18 protein-coding genes are annotated in these 17,689 nt (G+C 68.7%); 7 read left to right on the top strand and 11 right to left on the bottom strand.

Annotated features, from left to right (window positions below):
• Positions 1-41 precede the first annotated feature (41 nt).
• The 4 genes from ASF43_RS03735 to xseB form a co-directional block, all read right to left on the bottom strand.
• Positions 42-1,124, bottom strand: coding sequence for a TRAP transporter substrate-binding protein (locus ASF43_RS03735; RefSeq protein ID WP_056176784.1), 1,083 nt, complete (start codon positions 1,122-1,124; stop codon positions 42-44).
• 139 nt (positions 1,125-1,263) lie between these two features.
• On the bottom strand, positions 1,264-3,186 hold the full coding sequence (dxs, locus tag ASF43_RS03730; RefSeq protein WP_056176781.1) for a 1-deoxy-D-xylulose-5-phosphate synthase: 1,923 nt from the start codon (positions 3,184-3,186) through the stop codon (positions 1,264-1,266).
• Between the two features lie 29 nt (positions 3,187-3,215).
• Positions 3,216-4,199 (bottom strand): polyprenyl synthetase family protein, encoded by a 984-nt coding sequence (locus ASF43_RS03725; RefSeq protein ID WP_056176779.1) that lies wholly within the window; start codon positions 4,197-4,199, stop codon positions 3,216-3,218.
• Positions 4,196-4,450, bottom strand: coding sequence for an exodeoxyribonuclease VII small subunit (gene xseB / locus ASF43_RS03720; protein ID WP_056176776.1), 255 nt, complete (start codon positions 4,448-4,450; stop codon positions 4,196-4,198). The genes ASF43_RS03725 and xseB overlap by 4 nt, the downstream gene beginning before the upstream one ends.
• A gap of 256 nt (positions 4,451-4,706) precedes the next feature.
• On the opposite strand from xseB, the gene ASF43_RS03715 reads away from it, so the two are divergent.
• From ASF43_RS03715 to ASF43_RS03705, 3 genes are all read left to right on the top strand, one after another.
• The gene (locus tag ASF43_RS03715) at positions 4,707-5,858 is read left to right on the top strand and encodes an aromatic ring-hydroxylating dioxygenase subunit alpha (RefSeq protein WP_056176773.1); all 1,152 of its coding nucleotides are present in this window, start codon (positions 4,707-4,709) and stop codon (positions 5,856-5,858) included.
• An 86-nt stretch (positions 5,859-5,944) separates the two neighbouring features.
• Positions 5,945-6,868 carry a DMT family transporter gene (locus ASF43_RS03710; RefSeq protein WP_056176772.1) on the top strand — a complete coding sequence of 308 codons (924 nt, stop codon included), beginning with the start codon at positions 5,945-5,947 and terminating at the stop codon, positions 6,866-6,868.
• A 50-nt stretch (positions 6,869-6,918) separates the two neighbouring features.
• On the top strand, positions 6,919-7,815 hold the full coding sequence (locus tag ASF43_RS03705; protein ID WP_082497567.1) for a sulfurtransferase: 897 nt from the start codon (positions 6,919-6,921) through the stop codon (positions 7,813-7,815).
• Here ASF43_RS03705 and ASF43_RS03700 read toward each other — a convergent pair whose 3' ends face one another.
• On the bottom strand, positions 7,816-8,766 hold the full coding sequence (locus tag ASF43_RS03700) for a PA2169 family four-helix-bundle protein (RefSeq protein ID WP_056176770.1): 951 nt from the start codon (positions 8,764-8,766) through the stop codon (positions 7,816-7,818).
• A 280-nt stretch (positions 8,767-9,046) separates the two neighbouring features.
• Between ASF43_RS03700 and ASF43_RS30375 the strand changes: the two genes are divergently transcribed.
• Positions 9,047-9,391 carry a hypothetical protein gene (locus ASF43_RS30375; RefSeq protein WP_056176767.1) on the top strand — a complete coding sequence of 115 codons (345 nt, stop codon included), beginning with the start codon at positions 9,047-9,049 and terminating at the stop codon, positions 9,389-9,391.
• Between the two features lie 58 nt (positions 9,392-9,449).
• Here the strand turns inward: ASF43_RS30375 and ASF43_RS03690 are convergent, their stop codons facing one another.
• Together ASF43_RS03690 and polA are read right to left on the bottom strand one after the other, a co-directional pair.
• A complete protein-coding gene (locus ASF43_RS03690; protein WP_056176765.1) occupies positions 9,450-10,349 on the bottom strand; it encodes a dienelactone hydrolase family protein in 900 nt (299 codons plus the stop codon).
• Between the two features lie 93 nt (positions 10,350-10,442).
• Positions 10,443-13,247 carry a DNA polymerase I gene (polA, locus tag ASF43_RS03685; protein WP_056176762.1) on the bottom strand — a complete coding sequence of 935 codons (2,805 nt, stop codon included), beginning with the start codon at positions 13,245-13,247 and terminating at the stop codon, positions 10,443-10,445.
• 54 nt (positions 13,248-13,301) lie between these two features.
• Between polA and ASF43_RS03680 the strand changes: the two genes are divergently transcribed.
• Genes ASF43_RS03680 through ASF43_RS03670 form a run of 3 tightly spaced genes read left to right on the top strand, consistent with a single transcriptional unit; the run spans position 13,302 to position 15,374 of the window.
• The gene (locus ASF43_RS03680; RefSeq protein WP_056176759.1) at positions 13,302-13,628 is read left to right on the top strand and encodes a hypothetical protein; all 327 of its coding nucleotides are present in this window, start codon (positions 13,302-13,304) and stop codon (positions 13,626-13,628) included.
• 4 nt (positions 13,629-13,632) lie between these two features.
• Complete coding sequence (locus tag ASF43_RS03675; protein ID WP_056176757.1) at positions 13,633-14,604, top strand: homoserine kinase; 972 nt, start codon at positions 13,633-13,635, stop codon at positions 14,602-14,604.
• Positions 14,601-15,374 (top strand): BPSS1780 family membrane protein, encoded by a 774-nt coding sequence (locus ASF43_RS03670; protein WP_056176755.1) that lies wholly within the window; start codon positions 14,601-14,603, stop codon positions 15,372-15,374. The genes ASF43_RS03675 and ASF43_RS03670 overlap by 4 nt, the downstream gene beginning before the upstream one ends.
• A gap of 1 nt (position 15,375) precedes the next feature.
• Here ASF43_RS03670 and ASF43_RS03665 read toward each other — a convergent pair whose 3' ends face one another.
• From ASF43_RS03665 to ASF43_RS03650, 4 genes are read right to left on the bottom strand one after another with little or no spacing between them, the layout of a single operon-like run.
• Complete coding sequence (locus ASF43_RS03665; RefSeq protein WP_056176753.1) at positions 15,376-16,176, bottom strand: ABC transporter ATP-binding protein; 801 nt, start codon at positions 16,174-16,176, stop codon at positions 15,376-15,378.
• Positions 16,173-16,856 (bottom strand): molybdate ABC transporter permease subunit, encoded by a 684-nt coding sequence (gene modB / locus ASF43_RS03660; RefSeq protein ID WP_056176751.1) that lies wholly within the window; start codon positions 16,854-16,856, stop codon positions 16,173-16,175. The genes ASF43_RS03665 and modB overlap by 4 nt, the downstream gene beginning before the upstream one ends.
• Before the next feature lie 57 nt (positions 16,857-16,913).
• On the bottom strand, positions 16,914-17,261 hold the full coding sequence (locus ASF43_RS03655) for a winged helix-turn-helix domain-containing protein (RefSeq protein ID WP_056178081.1): 348 nt from the start codon (positions 17,259-17,261) through the stop codon (positions 16,914-16,916).
• A 39-nt stretch (positions 17,262-17,300) separates the two neighbouring features.
• Entirely contained in the window at positions 17,301-17,663 is a 363-nt protein-coding gene (locus tag ASF43_RS03650) for a YqjD family protein (protein ID WP_056176749.1), read from the bottom strand.
• Positions 17,664-17,689 lie beyond the last annotated feature (26 nt).

The following is a 17,689-nucleotide window of genomic DNA, read 5'->3' as shown; positions in this document are numbered from 1 at the left end:
AAAGCCGCGCAGTGCGCGGCTTTCTCATGGGTGCCTGAAGTTCAGATCTTCACGCCGTTCATGTACTGGTTGAACGGGAATTCGGAGAAGCGGTTCCACAGGATCTGGTCGCGCTGGAATGCGCGCATGTCCTGGTGGATCTTCTTGAAGTCGGCCGACTTGGCTTCGTGCTCGGCGAACACCTCCATGCAGGCCTTGAAGCCGGCATCGATCACGGCCTTGGGGAAAGCCACGAGCTTGGTGCCCTCGGCCACCAGCTTCTTGATCGCGACGGGGTTGAAGGCGTCGTACTTGGCCGTCATGTCGGTGGCCGCAACGGCCATGGCCGCGTTCAGGATGGCCTTGTTCTCGTCCGATAGCGCGTTGAACTTCTTCAAGTTGATGAAGAACTCCAGGTCGGCGCCGCCTTCCCACCAGCCGGGGTAGTAGTAGTACGGGGCGACCTTGTTGAAGCCCAGCTTGGCATCGTCGTAGGGACCGACGAACTCGGCCGCATCGAGCGTGCCTTTCTCCAGCGCCTGGTAGACATCGCCGGCCGGCATGTTCTGCGCCACCACCCCCAGCTTGGCCATGCCTTCGCCGAACACGCCGCCGCCCATGCGCATCTTCAGGCCCTTGAGGTCGGCCACGGTCTTGATTTCCTTGCGGTACCAGCCGCCCATCTGCGTGCCGGTGTTGCCGGCGCTGGCCGTCTTGAAGTTGTACTGCGCGAAGAAGGCGTCCAGGAGCTTGCGGCCGTTGCCGTGGTCCTTCCACGACGTGTTCTGGCGCGTGGTCAAGCCGAAGGGCACGGCGCAGCTGAACGCGAAGATCGGGTCCTTGCCGGTGAAGTAGTAGGCTGCGGTCTGGGCCATGTCGATGTTGTCGCCCTGCAGTGCGTCGACCACACCGAAGGCGGGCATGAGCTCGCCGGCCGGATGCACCGAAATCTCGAACTTGCCGCCGGACAGGGCCTTGACGGTCTTGGACAGCATTTCGGCACTGCCGAAGATGGTGTCCAGCGAACGGGGGAAACTGGAGGCCAGGCGCCAGCGCACGGCTGCCTGCGCGTGCACGGCCGGCGCGATGCCGGCAGCCAGCACACCCGCAATGCCTGCATTCTTGATAACGGAACGACGATCCATTGAAAAACTCTCCGAAGATCTAATAAAAAACCCGCTTCCCTTTTGGAGAAACGGGGACCGAAGTCAGCGCCGGATTGTAAGAAGCGGTGTCGGGCGATCCGCCCGGGTTTACCCCTGCGCAACCCTGCGTAGCGCAGGGTCAGGCGACGAGTTTCAGCGCGGCCTGCGCCTGCTCGACGAGCGCGGGAAAACGCTCCACGATGGCGCGCTCGATGCCGTCCGCATCCAGGCCCTGCAGCGCGATGAGCTTGGCCGGGTCGCCGTGCTCGATGAAGCGGTCCGGCAGGCCCAGTTGCAGCACAGGCTTGACCACGCCGGCCGCGTTGAGCGCCTCGGCCACGGCACTGCCGGCGCCGCCCATGATGGCGCCCTCTTCCAACGTGACCAGCGCGTCGTGGTCGGCGGCCAGCTGCAGCAGCAGCTCCTGGTCCACAGGCTTGGCCCAGCGCATGTTGGCCACCGTGGCGTTGAGCTTTTCCGCAGCGGCCAGTGCCGGGTACAGCAGCGTGCCGAACGCGAGGATCGCGATGCGCCGGCCCGGGCCGGCCTTGGCCATGCGCCGCACCTCGCCCTTGCCATAGGGCAGCGACTGCAGCGAGGCCGCGGGCACCACGCCCGCGCCGGCGCCACGCGGGTAGCGCACGGCCACGGGGTGGTCCTGCTCGTAGGCCGTGGACAGCAGTGCGCGGCACTCGCCCTCGTCGGCCGGGCAGGCAATGCCCATGTTCGGGACGCAGCGCAGGAACGGAATGTCGTAGGCGCCAGCGTGCGTGGCGCCGTCGGCACCGACCAGGCCCGCGCGGTCGATCGCGAACACCACGGGCAGCTTTTGCAGCGCCACGTCATGGATCAGCTGGTCGTAGGCGCGCTGCAGGAAGGTCGAGTAGATCGCGACCACGGGCTTGAGCCCTTCGCAGGCCAGGCCCGCGGCGAAGGTCACGGCATGCTGCTCGGCGATGCCCACGTCGTAGTAGCGCTTGGGAAAGCGCTTTTCGAACTCCACCAGGCCCGAGCCCTCGCGCATGGCCGGCGTGATGCCCACCAGGCGCGGGTCACGCTCGGCCATGTCGCACAGCCACTGGCCGAACACCTGCGTGAAGGTCGGCTTGCCGGGTGTCGCGGGCTTGGTCAGGCCCACGCGCGGGTCGAACTTGCCGGGCCCGTGGTAGGCCACGGGGTCGGCCTCGGCCAGCTTGTAGCCTTGCCCTTTCTTGGTCACCACATGCAGGAACTGCGGGCCTTCGAGCTGTCGGATGTTCTCCAGCGTGGGGATCAGCGACTCCAGGTCGTGGCCATCGATCGGGCCGATGTAGTTGAAGCCGAACTGCTCGAACAGCGTGGCCGGCACGACCATGCCCTTGGCATGTTGCTCCAGCCGCTTGGCGAGCTCGAACAGCGGCGGCGCAGCCTTGAGCACCTGCTTGCCGACGTTCTTGGCGGCGGCGTAGAAATGCCCGCTCATGAGCTGCGCCAGATAGCGGTTCAGCGCGCCCACGGGCGGGCTGATGCTCATGTCGTTGTCGTTCAGGATGACGAGCAGGTTGCAGTCGCACACGCCGGCGTTGTTCAGCGCCTCGAAGGCCATGCCGGCCGACAGCGCGCCGTCGCCGATGATGGCCACCGAGCGGCGGTCCTCGCCGAGCTGCTTGGCGGCCATGGCCATGCCCAGCGCGGCCGAGATCGAGGTCGACGAGTGCGCGGTGCCGAAGGTGTCGTAGCGGCTCTCCGAGCGCATCGGGAAGCCCGACAGCCCGCCGAGCTGGCGCAGGCTGCCCATGCGGTCGCGCCGGCCCGTCAGGATCTTGTGCGGGTAGGTCTGGTGGCCCACGTCCCAGACGAGGCGGTCGTCCGGCGTGTTGAACACGTAGTGCAGCGCCACGGTCAGCTCCACCGTGCCCAGGTTGGAGCTCAGGTGGCCGCCGGTCTGCGACACGCTGTCGAGCACGTAGGCCCGCAGCTGGTCGGCCAGGGGCTTGAGGTCGGCCCGGGCCAGGCGGCGCAGGTCCGCGGGATCGTTGATGCTGTCCAGCAGCGGGTAGGCCGATGCGTTCGATGTCGCCATGAAATCTCTTCTCCGTAGTGCGCTGCGGCTCAGCTCGATCGGTTCACGACCATGTCCGCCAGCGCACGCAAGGCCCGGGTATCGGGCAGATCGGTGCTGTCCAGCGCAGCGAGGGCCTGCGCCAGCAATTCCTGCGCGTAGGCCTGCGAACGCGCCAGGCCCAGCACCGATACATAGGTGGGCTTGTCCTGCGCGGCATCCTTGCCCGCAGTCTTGCCCAGGGTGGCCGAGTCGGCCGTGACATCGAGGATGTCGTCCACGACCTGGAAGGCCAGGCCCAGCGCGGCGCCATAGCCCGCCAGGCCCTGCAACACGGCGTTGCTGCAGGCACGCGCGGGATCGCGGCAGGTCGCGCCCATCATCACGCTGCCGCACAGCAACGCGCCGGTCTTGAGCCGGTGCATGCCGCGCAGCTGCTCCTCGGACAGCGCCAGGCCGATGCTGGCCAGGTCGATGGCCTGTCCGCCGGCCATGCCGTCGTAGCCCGCCGCACGTGCCAGCTGGCGGCACAGCGACGATTGCACGGTGGCTGGCGCGCCCGACTGCTCGCTCGTGATCAACTCGAAAGCCAGCGCCTGCAGCGCGTCGCCGGCCAAAAGGGCCTGGGCCTCGCCGAAGCGCACATGGACAGTGGGCTTGCCGCGGCGCAGCACGTCGTTGTCCATGCACGGCATGTCGTCGTGCACGAGCGAATAGGCATGGATCAGTTCGGCTGCGCAGGCCGCGCGCAATGCAGCATCGTCCAGCGCGGCGGTCACGGAAGGCGACTCGCCCGTGGCGATGGCCTGGCGTGCGGCCAGCACCAGCAGCGGGCGCAGCCGCTTGCCGCCATCCAGCACGGCATAGCGCATGGCTTCGCGCAGCGCGGCCGGTGCCTCGTGGCCGAGCACGGCCCAGCCGCTGTCTGCCTCCGGCGCGGCTGCCTGCTCGGGCGCCACCCAACCCGAAAGCGCGCGCTCCACACGCTCCAGCGCCTCGGTGCTCCAGGCCGACAGATCGAACCGGGCACTCATTCGCCGCTCCATGGCTTGGCCACGCCCTGGTCCAGCACGCGGATCTGCTCCTCGACCGCGTCGAGCTTGCCGCGGCAGAACTGCAGCAGCTCGGCGCCGCGCTGGTAGCCCGTCATGAGGCCGTCGAGCGGCATCTGGCCAGACTCCATCTGGCCCACCAGGGCCTCGAGTTCCTGCAGGGCTGCCTCGTAGCTGGCCGGTGCATTGGGCGCGGGCGCTAAAGGGGTGGACGAGGCGGAAGCCTTGGGCATGGGCAAGCGGTGCAATCGGATGGCGAAGCGCGCGATTTTAGGCGCGTCGCCAAACGTTTCCCTGCGCCGCGGACGGCCATGCCCCGCGGCTACAATCGCGCCTCCCTTTTTCCTGCAAGCGGCAACGCTTTCGAAAGGAGCCTCGGCGGCACCGCCGGTTCACCCTTCCCGCGCATACCAACGGCCGCCATGGCGCCCTGAGGAACAGGCGCCTACCCTGCCCCTTCATAGGGGGAGTCTCTAGGTCAGGACATGCATGTCTGATTTAAGTCTTCAATTTCAGCAGGCCACAAGCCAACTCCCCGTTTCCAGCTATTTCGACGAAGCCCTGTTTCGTCGTGAGATGGACACCATCTTCCAGCGCGGGCCCCGCTACGTGGGGCATGAACTCCTGGTGCCCCATGTGGGCGACTACCACGCGCTGCCGCAAGAACGGGAGGGCCGCGCACTCGTGCGCACGCCAGGCGGCGTCGAACTCGTCTCCAACGTGTGCCGGCACCGCCAGGCGCTGATCCTGAAGGGCCGCGGCTCGCTGCAGCAGACGCAGAGCGGCAGCGCGGGCGGCAACATCGTCTGCCCATTGCACCGCTGGACCTACAGCGGCGGCCACGGCAACCCGGCGGGCACGCTACTGGGCGCGCCACATTTCGCGCAGGACCCCTGCCTGAACCTGCACAACTACCCGCTGCAGAACTGGAACGGCCTGCTGTTCGAGGGCGCCCCCGCGGGCCGCGTCGCGGCCGAGCTGGCCCGCCTGGGGCCGCGCGCCGACCTGGACTTCGACGGCTACGTGTTCGACCGCGTCGAGCTGCACGAGTGCGACTACAACTGGAAGACGTTCATCGAGGTCTACCTGGAGGACTACCACGTCGGCCCGTTCCACCCCGGCCTGGGCGGCTTCGTGAGCTGCGACGACCTGCGCTGGGAGTTCGGCGACCACCACTCGGTGCAGACCGTGGGGGTGGCCAACCGCCTGGGCAAGGCCGGCAGCCCCGCCTACCAGCGCTGGCAGCAGGCGCTGCTGGCCTACCGGGACGGCCAGCCGCCGCGCCATGGGGCGATCTGGCTGACCTACTACCCGACCGTGATGGTCGAGTGGTATCCGCATGTGCTGACCGTGTCCACGCTGCATCCGATCTCGCCGCAAAAGACACTGAACACGGTGGAGTTCTACTACCCCGAGGAGATCGCCGCCTTCGAGCGCGAGTTCGTCGAGTCGCAGCAGGCCGCCTACATGGAAACCTGCGTCGAAGACGACGAGATCGCATTGCGCATGGACGCGGGCCGCAAGGCCCTGCTGGCGCGCGGCGACAACGAGGTCGGCCCCTACCAGAGCCCGATGGAAGACGGCATGCAGCACTTCCACGAGTGGTACCGGCGCCAGCTGCAGGGCAACCTCGCCGCCTGAACCTCGCCAACTGCGCCTGAACCGGCGCCTGCGGCCCGCGCGGCCGGCTGCGCGCCATCGACAACAGATTTCTCAAGGAAGACACCATGCAAGGCCTCTGGATGGTGGCATCCGCGTTTCTGTTCGCCACCATGGGCGTGTGCGTGAAGATCGCATCGAACTGGTTCTCCAGCGCCGAGCTGGTGTTCTGGCGCGGCGCCATCGGCATGGTCTTCATCGCCGCGCTGGCGCGCCAGCAGCGTGTGCCGCTGGCCACGCGCTACCCCGGCATGCACGCCTGGCGCAGCATCATCGGCACGCTGTCGCTGGGCGCCTGGTTCTACGCCATCGCCCACATGCCGCTGGCCGCGGCCATGACGCTCAACTACATGAGCAGCATCTGGATCGCCACCTTCCTGGTCGGCGGCGCGCTGCTCGCCTGGGCGCCGATCCCGGGCCGCGACGGCCGCATGCCGCTTCCGCCGCTACAAGGCGCGCTGGCGCTGACGGTCGTCGTCGGCTTCGTCGGCGTGGTGCTGATCCTCAAGCCCGACGTGAACCAGAGCCAGGGCTTTGCCGCCATCATGGGCCTGCTGTCCGGCCTGACGGCGGCCTTCGCGTACCTGCAGGTGATCGCGCTGTCACGGATCGGCGAGCCCGAAACGCGCACGGTGTTCTATTTCGCGCTGGGTGCGGCCGTGTTCGGCGGCATCTGGATGCTGGCGACCGGCGTGTCGCCCTGGAACTGGCGCCACGCGCTGTGGCTCCTGCCCGTGGGCGTGCTGGCTGCGCTGGGCCAGTTGTGCATGACGCGGGCCTACGCCCGGGCCAAGACCCAGGCCGGCACGCTAGTGGCGGCCAACCTGCAGTACTCGGGCATCGTGTTCTCGGCCCTGTACAGCGTGTTGTGGTTCGGCGATGCCATCGACGGCGCGGGCTGGGTCGGCATGGCACTGATCATCGCCAGCGGCATCGCAGCCACAGTGCTGCGCCAGCGTGCCGTGCCCAAGGCGCCGGCCGAGGAGCATTGAGCGGCCGCCCGGCACACAATGGCAGCGCGTTCCACCACACCCGACTGCCCATGTACACCACCTTGATCTCGGTGCCGCAACTGCAGGAACTGCAGCGCAGCGGCCAGCGCCACATGCTGTTCGACTGCAGCTTCGAGCTGATGCGCCCGCAAGCCGGCGCCCTGGCCTACGCGGCCTCGCACATCCCCGGCGCCGTGCATGCCGACCTGGACCGCCACCTGAGCGCCAAGCACGGTGCGCCCGGTGCTGGCGGCACCCTGACAGCCCATGAGGCCGACACCCCCGCCTCCGGTGGCCGCCACCCCCTGCCCAACCGCGAGAAGTTCGCGATCTGGCTGTCCAGCGTTGGCTTTGCCAACGACATGCAGGCCATCGTGTACGACCGCAACGGCGCAAACTATTGCGGCCGGCTGTGGTGGATGCTCAAGTGGGCCGGCCATGAAGCAGTCGCCGTGCTGGACGGCGGCCTGCAGGCCTGGCAGGCGGCCGGCGGCGCCGTCACGGACCGCGAGGAGCCGGCGCATTTTCAAACCAATTTCGAGCTGGGCCCGCCGGGCGCACGCCTGGTCGCAGCTGGCGAGGTGCTGCAAGGCCTGGATGGTTTGGAGCAGACCGTGCTCGATGCACGCGCCGGGCCACGATACCGTGGCGAGACGGAGCCGCTCGACCCAGTGGCGGGCCACATTCCGGGCGCTCTGAACCGGCCGTTCTCCGAGAACCTGGGCGCCGACGGCTTTTTCAAGCCGGCTGCCCAGTTGCGCGCAGAGTTCAATGCGCTACTGGCTGGCCGCGACCCAGCCGGCGTCGTGCACCAGTGCGGCAGCGGCGTGAGCGCCGTGCCGAACTTGCTGGCGATGGAGATCGCAGGCCTGCCGCGCGCCGGCCTGTATGCCGGCAGCTGGAGCGACTGGTGCAGCGACCCTACGCGGCCAGTGGCCAGGGGCTGATCAGGCGCGTGCGCGCTCGGCGTCCCGCAGCTGCTTGATCTGGTCGTGGTTGCGCTGCGCGCCTTCCAGTTGCCGCTGCACCATGGCGCGGATGTCGGCGGGCAGGTCCTGCTTCAGCGCTTTGCGGTAGCGTGCCAGGGCAGTGTCTTCGCCGCGCTCGCACTCCTCCAGCATGGCCAGATCGCTCAGGGCGCCCACGCTGCCACGCAGGCTGACCCAGCCGCGGTGCAGCGCGCCGGTGGCACTGCCGCCGTCGTTGACCTTGCCGCCCAACTGCGTGATCGCAGCCGCCAGTTCCTCGGCTGCCCGCGCGCATTCGCGTGAGCGCTGCAGGAAGGTTTGCGCCAGCGTGCTGGTCTTCGTGTGCTCGGCCGACTCCTTGAAGCCCTTTTCGCCGTCGCGCGCCGTCTTGAGCAGGTCGTCCAGCGCATCCAGCGCATCGCCATAGCTCACGGGTTCCGCGTCGAAGGCACCGCCGCCGCCATAAGTGGTGTCGACCCGGTCCCAGGCCGCGCGCGTCGCCGGTCGCGCCTGCTCCCAGTCCAGGCTGGACGCACCGCGCCGGCCCTCCCATTCGCGCGCCAGGTCGGCTTCCGCCAGATCGAAGCCACCCGTGTAGGCTGAGCGCGTGCTCCAGCCGTAGGCGTAGGCGGGGGCGTAGTCGTCGTAGGTGCGGCCTGCTTCGTAGTAGGGCTCACGCGTGTAGTTCTCGCGCCAGTAGGCTTCCTCGGCGGTCGGGTTCACGCGCTCGGCCACGGTCTTGCCGGTCAGGCCGCCGACCACGGCGCCAGCCACCAGGCCGACGGCGGCACCGACCGGGCCACCCACGGCGCCGATGGCTGCTCCTGCCATGCCACCGCCTGCCGCGCCGACGCCCGTCCCTACGGGGTGTGCACCGGGTGCATCGGTGATCGGATCGAGGTTCTGGTGCCGTTCTTCTGCTGCTGCCATGGTGATGCTCCTTGCATGGTGTTGAGATCGCCCCAGGGATCTCTCCCGTTGGGCCCGTCCACTTCATGGTGGTGCAGGCTGCGGCGTTGAGTCGTCGTCCCTGCCCACGTGGAACCGTAGGAAGAGGCCGCGCGCTGCCGCACGATCGCTCACACCCGCAACGTCGCCCTGCGACTTGTGGCGCACGCTTGCAATCGCTTCACAACTCTTCGCAGCGCGGCGTGGGGCGCTTCATGGGCCATTTCCACAATGAAGGCTCCCACAACAACCGAGCAACTCCATGATCAATCGCAGCCTCCTCCTGGCCTCGCTGGCACTGGCCGGCCTCCTGGGTGGCGCCGCTCCCGCGGCCCTGGCCGACGACGACGGGCACAAGCGCAACCGCCACCACGACCACCGTCACCATGTCGAACGCAAGGCACTGCACCACCACGCGCAGCACGGCCACCATGGTCGCCACGACGATCGCCGCGCGTCGCATCGCCAGCAGCAGGACTGGCGCTACGGCCACCCCATGCAGGCCCGGCATGGCCACCACGGGGGCCGACCCGCGCGCTGGGACCGCGACGGTGACGGCGTGCCCAACCGCCACGACCGCCGGCCCAGCAACCCGCACCGCTCCTGAACGACAAAGGCCGCCTGGGCTTGCGCACAGGCGGCCTCGGTGCGCGGGCAGGCGCTGATCAGCCCACGCCGTTGGCCTTGAACCAGGCCAGCGCGCGCCTCCAGCCGTCCTCGGCTGGCGCCTGGCGGTAGCTGGGCCGGTAGTCGGCGTGGAAGGCGTGCGGCGCGTCCGGGTAGACGACGAACTGCGAGGCCTTGGCCGCCGCGTTGCCGCCCGCCAGCACGCCCTTCATCTTCTCCACGGTGTCCAGCGCAATGCCGGTATCGGCCGCGCCGTACAGGCCCAGGACCGGGCCGTTCAGCTTCGCGCCCACATCCACCGGGTGGCGCGGCGTGATGTCGCTGGCCGTGCCCACCAGCCGGCCATACCAGGCCACACCAGCCTTCACGTTCGGGCTGTGTGCGCTGTACAGCCAGGTGATGCGGCCGCCCCAGCAAAAGCCGGTGATGCCGACCTTGGACAGGTCGCCGCCGTTGGCGCCGGCCCACTGCACGGCGGCGTCCAGGTCGGCCATGACCTGCGCGTCGGGCACCTTGGAGACGATCTCGGCCTGCAGCTTGGCGATCTCGCCGTACTGTGCGGGGTCGCCCTGGCGCGCGAACATTTCTGGCGCGATGGCCAGGTACCCGGCCTTGGCAAAGCGGCGCGCCGTGTCGGCGATGTACTCGTGCACGCCGAAGATCTCCTGGATCACCAGCACCACCGGCAGCCCGGTCCTGCCGGCCGGCGCGGCGCGGTAGGCTGGCACCTTGAAGCCGTTGACCTCGAAGCTGATTTCGCCGGCCGTCAGGCCCTCGGCCGAGGTCTTGACCGCGGTCTGCGCCGCGATCGGCAGCGCGGCCGCCGCATAGCCGACGCCCAGCGCGGCCTTCAGCGCGGTGCGGCGCGAGGCGCCCTGCTCGGTGCTGCGGCCGGGCAGCAGGGAATCGAGATCGGACTTCAGATCGTCATGCAGCATGCGTGGCTCCTGTGGTGAATGGAATGAGACAGAGCGTCGCCACTGCAGATCGTTCCGCAGACGCGCCACGCGCGACGATAGCGCGGGCCCGCGTCAGTGCGCCTGATCCCAGTTGGCGCCCACGCCCACTTCGGCCAGCAGCGGCACCTTCAGCTGCGCCACGCCGGCCATCAGGCGCGGCACCTCGGTGCGCACCCAGTCTTCCTCGTCCTCCGGCAGCTCGAACACCAGTTCGTCGTGCACCTGCATGACGATGCGCGTCGACTTGCCGGCGCGGTCGAGCTCGGCCTGCACGGCGATCATGGCCAGCTTGATCAGGTCGGCCGCCGTGCCCTGCATGGGCGCGTTGATGGCCTGGCGTTCGGCACCGGCACGGCGCGGGCCGCTGCCGCCCAGGATCTCGGGCAGCACGATGCGCCGGCCGAACAGCGTTTCCACGTAGCCGGTCGCGGCAGCCTTGGCGCGCGTCTCGTCCATGTAGCGCTTGACGCCGGCGAAGCGGTCGAAATAGCGGTCGATGTAGGTCTTGGCCGCCTTCTGGTCGATGCCCAGGTTGCTGGCCAGGCCGAACGCACCCATGCCGTAGATCAGTCCGAAGTTGATGACCTTGGCATAGCGGCGCTGCTCGCTGCTGACCTCGTCCACGGCCACGCCGAAGACCTCCGACGCCGTGGCGCGGTGCACGTCGCGGCCCTCGGCAAAGGCGCTCAGCAGGCCCGGGTCTTCGCTGATGTGGGCCATGATGCGCAGCTCGATCTGCGAGTAGTCGGCGCTGGCGATGCGGTGCCCCGGCGGCGCGATGAAGGCCTCGCGCACGCGCCGGCCCTCGGGCGTGCGGATCGGGATGTTCTGCAGGTTCGGCTCGTTGCTGGACAGCCGGCCCGTCACGGCCACGGCCTGCGCATAGTTGGTGTGCACGCGGCCCGTGATCGGGTTGACCATCAGCGGCAGCTTGTCGGTGTAGGTGCCCTTGAGCTTGGACAGGCTGCGGTGCTCCAGCAGCCGCGCCGGCAGTGGATGGTCGGCGGCCAGCTTCTCCAGCACCTCCTCGTCGGTCGAATACGCGCCGCTGGCGGTCTTCTTCTGGCCCGGAATGCCGAGCTTGGTGAACAGGATCTCGCCGATCTGCTTGGGGCTGCCCATGTTGAAGGGCTGGCCGGCCAGCTCGTAGGCCTGCTGCTCCAGTGCGATCATGCGTTCGGCCAGGGCCTGGCTTTGCTTGTGCAGCACCTCGGCGTCGACCAGCACGCCATGGCGCTCGATGCGCTGCAGCAGTGCGCTGGTCGGCATCTCGATCTGCTCGTAGACATAGCGGCGGCTGGGCGCGGCGGCGGGCTCGGCATCGAGCTCGGGCCACAGCACGCGGTGCACGTCCAGCACCATCTCGCTGTCTTCGCCCGAGTAGGTGGTGGCGGTCGCTACGTCGACCTGCGCGAACGGGATCTGCTTGGCGCCCTTGCCGCAGATGTCTTCGTAGGAGAGGCCTTTGCGGCCCAGGTGGCGGTCGGCCAGGCTCTCCAGGCTGTGCGGCTTGTGGGCCTCCAGCACGTAGCTCTGCAGCAGCGTGTCGTGGCGCCAGCCGCGCACCTGGATGTCGTGGTTGGCGAACACGTGGCTGTCGTACTTGATGTTCTGGCCCATCTTGCCCGCGGCCTCGTCCTCCAGCCAGGGCTTGAGCCTGGCCAGCACCTCGTTCAGCGGCAGCTGGTCGGGCGCGTCGGCGTAGTTGTGGGCCAGCGGGATGTAGGCGGCCTCGCGCGTTTGCAGCGCGAACGAGATGCCGACGATGCGCGCGCGCATGGGGTCCAGCGAATCGGTCTCGGTGTCCAGCGCGGCCAGCGGCGCGGCGCGCAGGCGGGCCAGCCAGGCGTCGAACTGATCCCAGGTGGCGATGGTCTGGTAGTCGCCGCTGGGCGCGGCCGGTTCGCAGATGGTGGCGGCGGGCTCATCGGCCTCGCCCGGCCCTTCGGCGAACAAGTCGTCGGTCGATGCGGGGGCCGGCTTGGTCGCAGCCATGCGCGCTTCCAGGTCGCGGGCCATGGTCTTGAAGCCATAGCGCGTGTAGAAGGCCAGCAGATGCGCAGGATCGGGTTCGGCGAATTTGAGGGCGTCGAAGGGAGCCTCGGTCGCCCAGCCGGCCACGTGCTCGGCCAGGTCGCAGTCGGTGCGGATGGTGACGAGCTGGCGGCCCATGGGCAGCCAGTCCAGCGCCTTGCGCAGGTTCTCGCCGGCCACGCCCTTGATGCTGCCGGCGGCGGCCATCACGCCGTCCAGCGAGCCATGCTCGGCCAGCCACTTGGAAGCGGTCTTGGGGCCGACCTTGTCGACGCCCGGCACGTTGTCCACCGTATCGCCGATCAGCGACAGGTAGTCCACGATGCGCTCCGGCGGCACGCCGAACTTGGCCTGCACCCCCGCCGGGTCCAGCGACTCGTTGCTCATGGTGTTGATGAGCGTGACCTTGTCGTCCACGAGCTGTGCCATGTCCTTGTCGCCGGTGGAGACGATGACCTTGCCGCCGCGCGCGGCCATGCTGCGCGCCAGCGTGCCGATCACGTCGTCGGCTTCGATGCCCGGAATCGTCAGTACCGGCCAGCCGAGCAGCTTCACGACCTCGTGGATCGGTGCGATCTGCTGCGCCAGCGGCTCGGGCATGGCGGCGCGGTTGGCCTTGTAGTCGGCGTACAGGTCGTCGCGGAAGGTCTTGCCGGGCGCATCGAACACGCACACCGCATGCGCCGACGGGAACTGCGCGCGCAGCTTGGTCAGCATGGCGACCATGCCGTGCAGCGCACCGGTCGGGAAATTGTCGGGGCCGCGCAGGTCCGGCAGCGCATGGTAGGCCCGGTACAAATAGCTGGATCCGTCGACCAGCAGCAGGGTGTTCGTATCGCTCATCCGCGGCATTGTGCCTGCGGCAGCAGGGCCATCCCCGCCCCCTACAATGCCGCGATGCGCGCATTTCTCGTCACCTGTTTCTGCCTGTCGGCCATGGCTTCGGCCTGGTCGCAAGCCCCGGCTCCGCTGGTCGGCGACAACCCAGCCCCGCAGGGCCGCGACAAGCGCATCGAACACATCACCATCGAAGACCGCGGCGCACGCATCGAAGAGCTGCGTTACGGCGGCGAACCCCAGAGCATCACCGTGCAACCCCTGAACAGCGCCATGCCGGCGTACGAAATCGTGCCGCAGAACGGCGCCCGCACCCGACCCCAGGGCGAACGCGACAGCGCATCCGGCAACGCCGGGCAGCGCGTCTGGAAGCTCTTCGGTTTCTGACGCTGTGGCTGTCTATACCGAGGTCTCGAACGACGACGCCCAGACCTTGCTGACCCACCTGGAGCTGGGCCAGCTGCAGTCGCTGCGCGGCATCGAGGGCGGCATCGAGAACACCAACTACTTCGTCGACAGCGACAGCGGCCGCCATGTGCTGACGCTGTTCGAGCGCCTGAGCTTCGAGCAGCTTCCGTTCTACCTGTACCTCATGCAGCACCTGGCGCAGCACGGCGTGCCCGTGCCCGACCCGGCGGCCGACGCCAACGGCGGCATCCTGCACAAGGTCAACGGCAAGCCGGCTGCGCTCGTGAACCGCCTGCGCGGCAAGAGCGAGCTGGCGCCTGGCGTTGCGCACTGTGCGGCCGTCGGCACGATGCTGGCCCGCATGCACCTGGCCGGGCGCGGCTTCGAGCGCCACCAGCCCAACCTGCGCGGCCTGCCCTGGTGGAACGAAACCATGCCCGTGGTCCTGCCCTACCTCGACCCGGACCAGGCCGCCCTGCTGCGCAGCGAGCTGGCCTACCAGAACCATGTGGCGCAGTCGTCGGCCTACGCTGCGCTGCCGCGTGGCCCGGTGCATGCCGACCTGTTCCGCGACAACGTGATGTTCGACCAGGGCGCGGATGGCCGGCCCGAGCTGACGGGCTTTTTCGACTTCTATTTCGCAGGGGTCGACACCTGGCTGTTCGACCTGGCCGTGTGCCTGAACGACTGGTGCATCGATCTGGCCGACGGCAGCACCGACCCCGCGCGCACGGCCGCCCTGCTCGACGCCTACATCGCCGAGCGCCCGCTGATCGCGCAGGAGCGCCAGCTGTTGCCGGCCATGCTGCGCGCCGGTGCGCTGCGCTTCTGGATTTCGCGGCTGTGGGACTACCACCTGCCGCGCGAGGCGTCCATGCTCAAGGCGCACGACCCGGCCCATTTCGAACGGGTGCTGCGCGCGCGCGCCAGCCACCCTGTTGCCGTCGCCGCATGAACCTCAACATTGTTCCCGCCCGCACCGGCGTCCAATGGGTGCGCGATGGCGTGAAGACGTTCTTTCGCCAGCCGCTGGCGCTGATCGGCCTGTTTTTCATGTACATGGCGGTCATGCTGATCGTCTCGCAGCTGCCAGCGATCGGCGTGGTGCTGGCCGGCGTGCTCGTGCCGGCCAGCACGCTGGGCCTGATGGCCGCCACACAGGAGGCCAGCCGCGGCAAGTTCCCGATGCCGACCGTGCTGGTGAGCGCCTTCCGCGCCGGCCAGCAACGGCTCAAGGCCATGCTGCAGCTGGGTGTGATCTACACGGCGCTGTCCATGCTTGCATCGTTCGCCGTCTCGCTGCTGGTGCCCACCGGCCCGGCGCCGGGCGCGGAAGGCGGCGCCAACGAGCAGGTCAGCGCTGCGCTGCTGCTGACCCTGCTGCTGCACTTGCCGGTGTTCCTGATGTTCTGGCATGCCCCGGCCCTGGTGCACTGGCATGGCGTGTCACCGGTGAAGAGCCTGTTCTTCAGCGTCGTGGCCTGCCTGCGCAACGCGGGGGCTTTCCTGGTGTACGGCCTGGCCTGGGGCGGGCTGGTCATGGTGCTGGGCATGGTCATCGCGGTGTTCGCCTCGTTGCTGGGCAGCGCACAGGCGGCCAGCACCATCATGATGCCGTTCGCATTCCTGATGGCGGCGATGATGTCCACCTCGATCTTCTTCACCTTCCGCGACTGCTTCGTCGCGGATGGGCCGGCCGCCACCGAGCCGCCAGCGCTGCCCTGAACTACTCGACCGCTTGGCCGGACAACAGGCGCTGCATGCGCTGGCGCAGCGGCGACAGGGGCGCAGGCTGCAAGCCCGTGAGCGCCTCGCGCGCCAGATCGCGGTGCGTCGCATCGCGCAGGTCCACCGCGCGCACTACATGGCCTTCCTCGTAGACGAAGCACACCTCGGCCAGTGCCAGCACGTCTTCCACGTCGTGCGTGATCATCACCGCGGGAACGCCGGCACTGCGGCAGACCTGCTGCAGCTCACCACGCAATTCATCGCGCAGCATCGGGTTCAGCGCCGCAAAGGGCTCGTCCAGCAGCAGCAGTTCCGGCCGGCAGGCCAGTGCCCGGGCCAGCGCCACGCGCTGCTGCTGGCCGCCTGACAGCGTGGCCGGCCGGCTGTCGGCCATGGCCGACAGGCCGAAGCTGTGCAGCAGGCCGTCCACCTGGGCACTCTGCCCGGCCGACAGCCTGCGCTGGCGCCACGAGGTCAGCCCGAACGCCACGTTCTCGCGCACCGACAGGTGCGGGAACAGCGCGTAGTGCTGGAACAGGTAGCCGATGCGCCTGGCCCGCGGCGGCAGGTCCACGCCGGCCTGCGCGTCGAACAGCGTGCGACCGGCGATGCGCACATGCCCGGCATCGGGCCGCAGCAGCCCGGCCATGGCCTGCAGGCTCAGCGACTTGCCCGACCCCGAAGGACCGTACAGCGCCACGACGCCCGCGTCTGTCGCGAACCTGGCCGACAGGTTGAACCGACGCTGGCCATCGGCGACCGACAGGCGCAGGGCGACGTCGATGCGGGCCTGACTCATCGTGCGGCAAACAAGCGGTTGGACAGCACCAGAACGGCAATCGACACCGCACAGGTGATGAGCACCAGCACCAGGGCCAGGTCGTCCTGTCCGGCCTGGCTGGCGTCGTAGATGGCCATGGACAGGGTCTGGGTCTGTTTGGAAATGGAGCCGGCCACCATCAACGAGGCGCCGAACTCCCCCATGGCCCGTGCGAACGCCAGCAGCGTGCCGGCCAGGATGCCCGGCCACGCCAGTGGCAAGGTCACGCGCAGGAACACCGACACCGGCGACTGGCGCAGCGTGGCGGCGGCAGCCTCCAGTGAGCGATCGACACCTGCAAACGCCGCAATGGCGGACTTGAACACCAGCGGAAACGCCACCACTGCAGAGGCCACGACCGCGCCATGCCAGCTGAAGATGATCGAGTAGTCGAAGTGCGCGCGCAGCCAGGCCCCGAGCGGGCTGCGCCGGCCGGCCAGCACCAGAATCGCGTAGCCGACGACGGTCGGTGGCAACACCATCGGCAGCATGCACACGGCTTCGAGCAGTTGTCGGCCCAGAAATTTGCGCCGGCCGAATACCCAGCCGAGCGCGACGCCCAGCACCAGTGCCACGGCGGTCGCCCACGCAGCCACCTTGATCGACAGGATCAAAGGCGACCAGTCCATGCCGGCGAGGAGCGTCTGCGTACTGTCCATCGAGATACAGCGCGCGATTCTGGCACAGGCTGGCGTACCAGGCGGGCGCCGTATCCGTCAGGGAGCGATGAGGCGGTTGAGCGCGGCCAGGTCAGCAGCGGCCGCGACGCGCGCGGCGTTTTCCACGGCGCGGTAGCGCGTGATGAGTTCCTGACCCAGCGGCGTCAGCGCCGTGCCGCCGCCATGTGCGCCACCCGCAGCAGTGTTGACGGCGGGATGCACCATGGCGCGGTTGGTCTCATCGATCAGCAGCCAGGCGCGACGGTACGACATGCCGAGCTGCCGCGCCGCAGCCGAAATCGAACCGGTCTCCGCCACGGCCTCCAGCAAGGCGACCTTGCCCGGCCCGATCGCGATGCTGTCATCGCGATAGATGCGCATGCGGAACTGCACTTTGGACTTCATGGCGCGCATTGTGCAGGCGCCCCGCAGGCGCCGGCAGGGTCAGCGGTAGGCGCCCAGGCGGCCGATCAACCAGCCCATCACGAACGCCGCCCCGATGGCCTGCAGCGGGCGGATGCGCACATAGTCGCGCGCATGGTCGGCGGCCTGGTGCGGCAGCTCACGCACGGTGTCGCGCACGCGGCGTGCCTGTTCATCGACCCTGCTCGCGGCCGATCGCACGGAATTCGCGACCTTGTTGACGCTCTCGTGCGCTGTGTTGGACACCCGGTTGACGGCGCTCTGCACCGGCTCTGCAACCTTGTCGATAGTGTCGTGCAGCGTGTCGCCGACCTGACGCACGCCGCGCTGCAGCGTGCCGTCCTGTGCGATGCCTTCGAGGGTGCTCGTGGTGCCGTTGTGCATGAGGTGCTCCTTTGCGGTTTTTTAGC

The organism is Pseudorhodoferax sp. Leaf267 (assembly GCF_001422405.1).
Taxonomy (GTDB): Bacteria; Pseudomonadota; Gammaproteobacteria; order Burkholderiales; family Burkholderiaceae_C; genus Pseudorhodoferax.
This window is presented reverse-complemented; position numbering and strand designations above follow the sequence as displayed.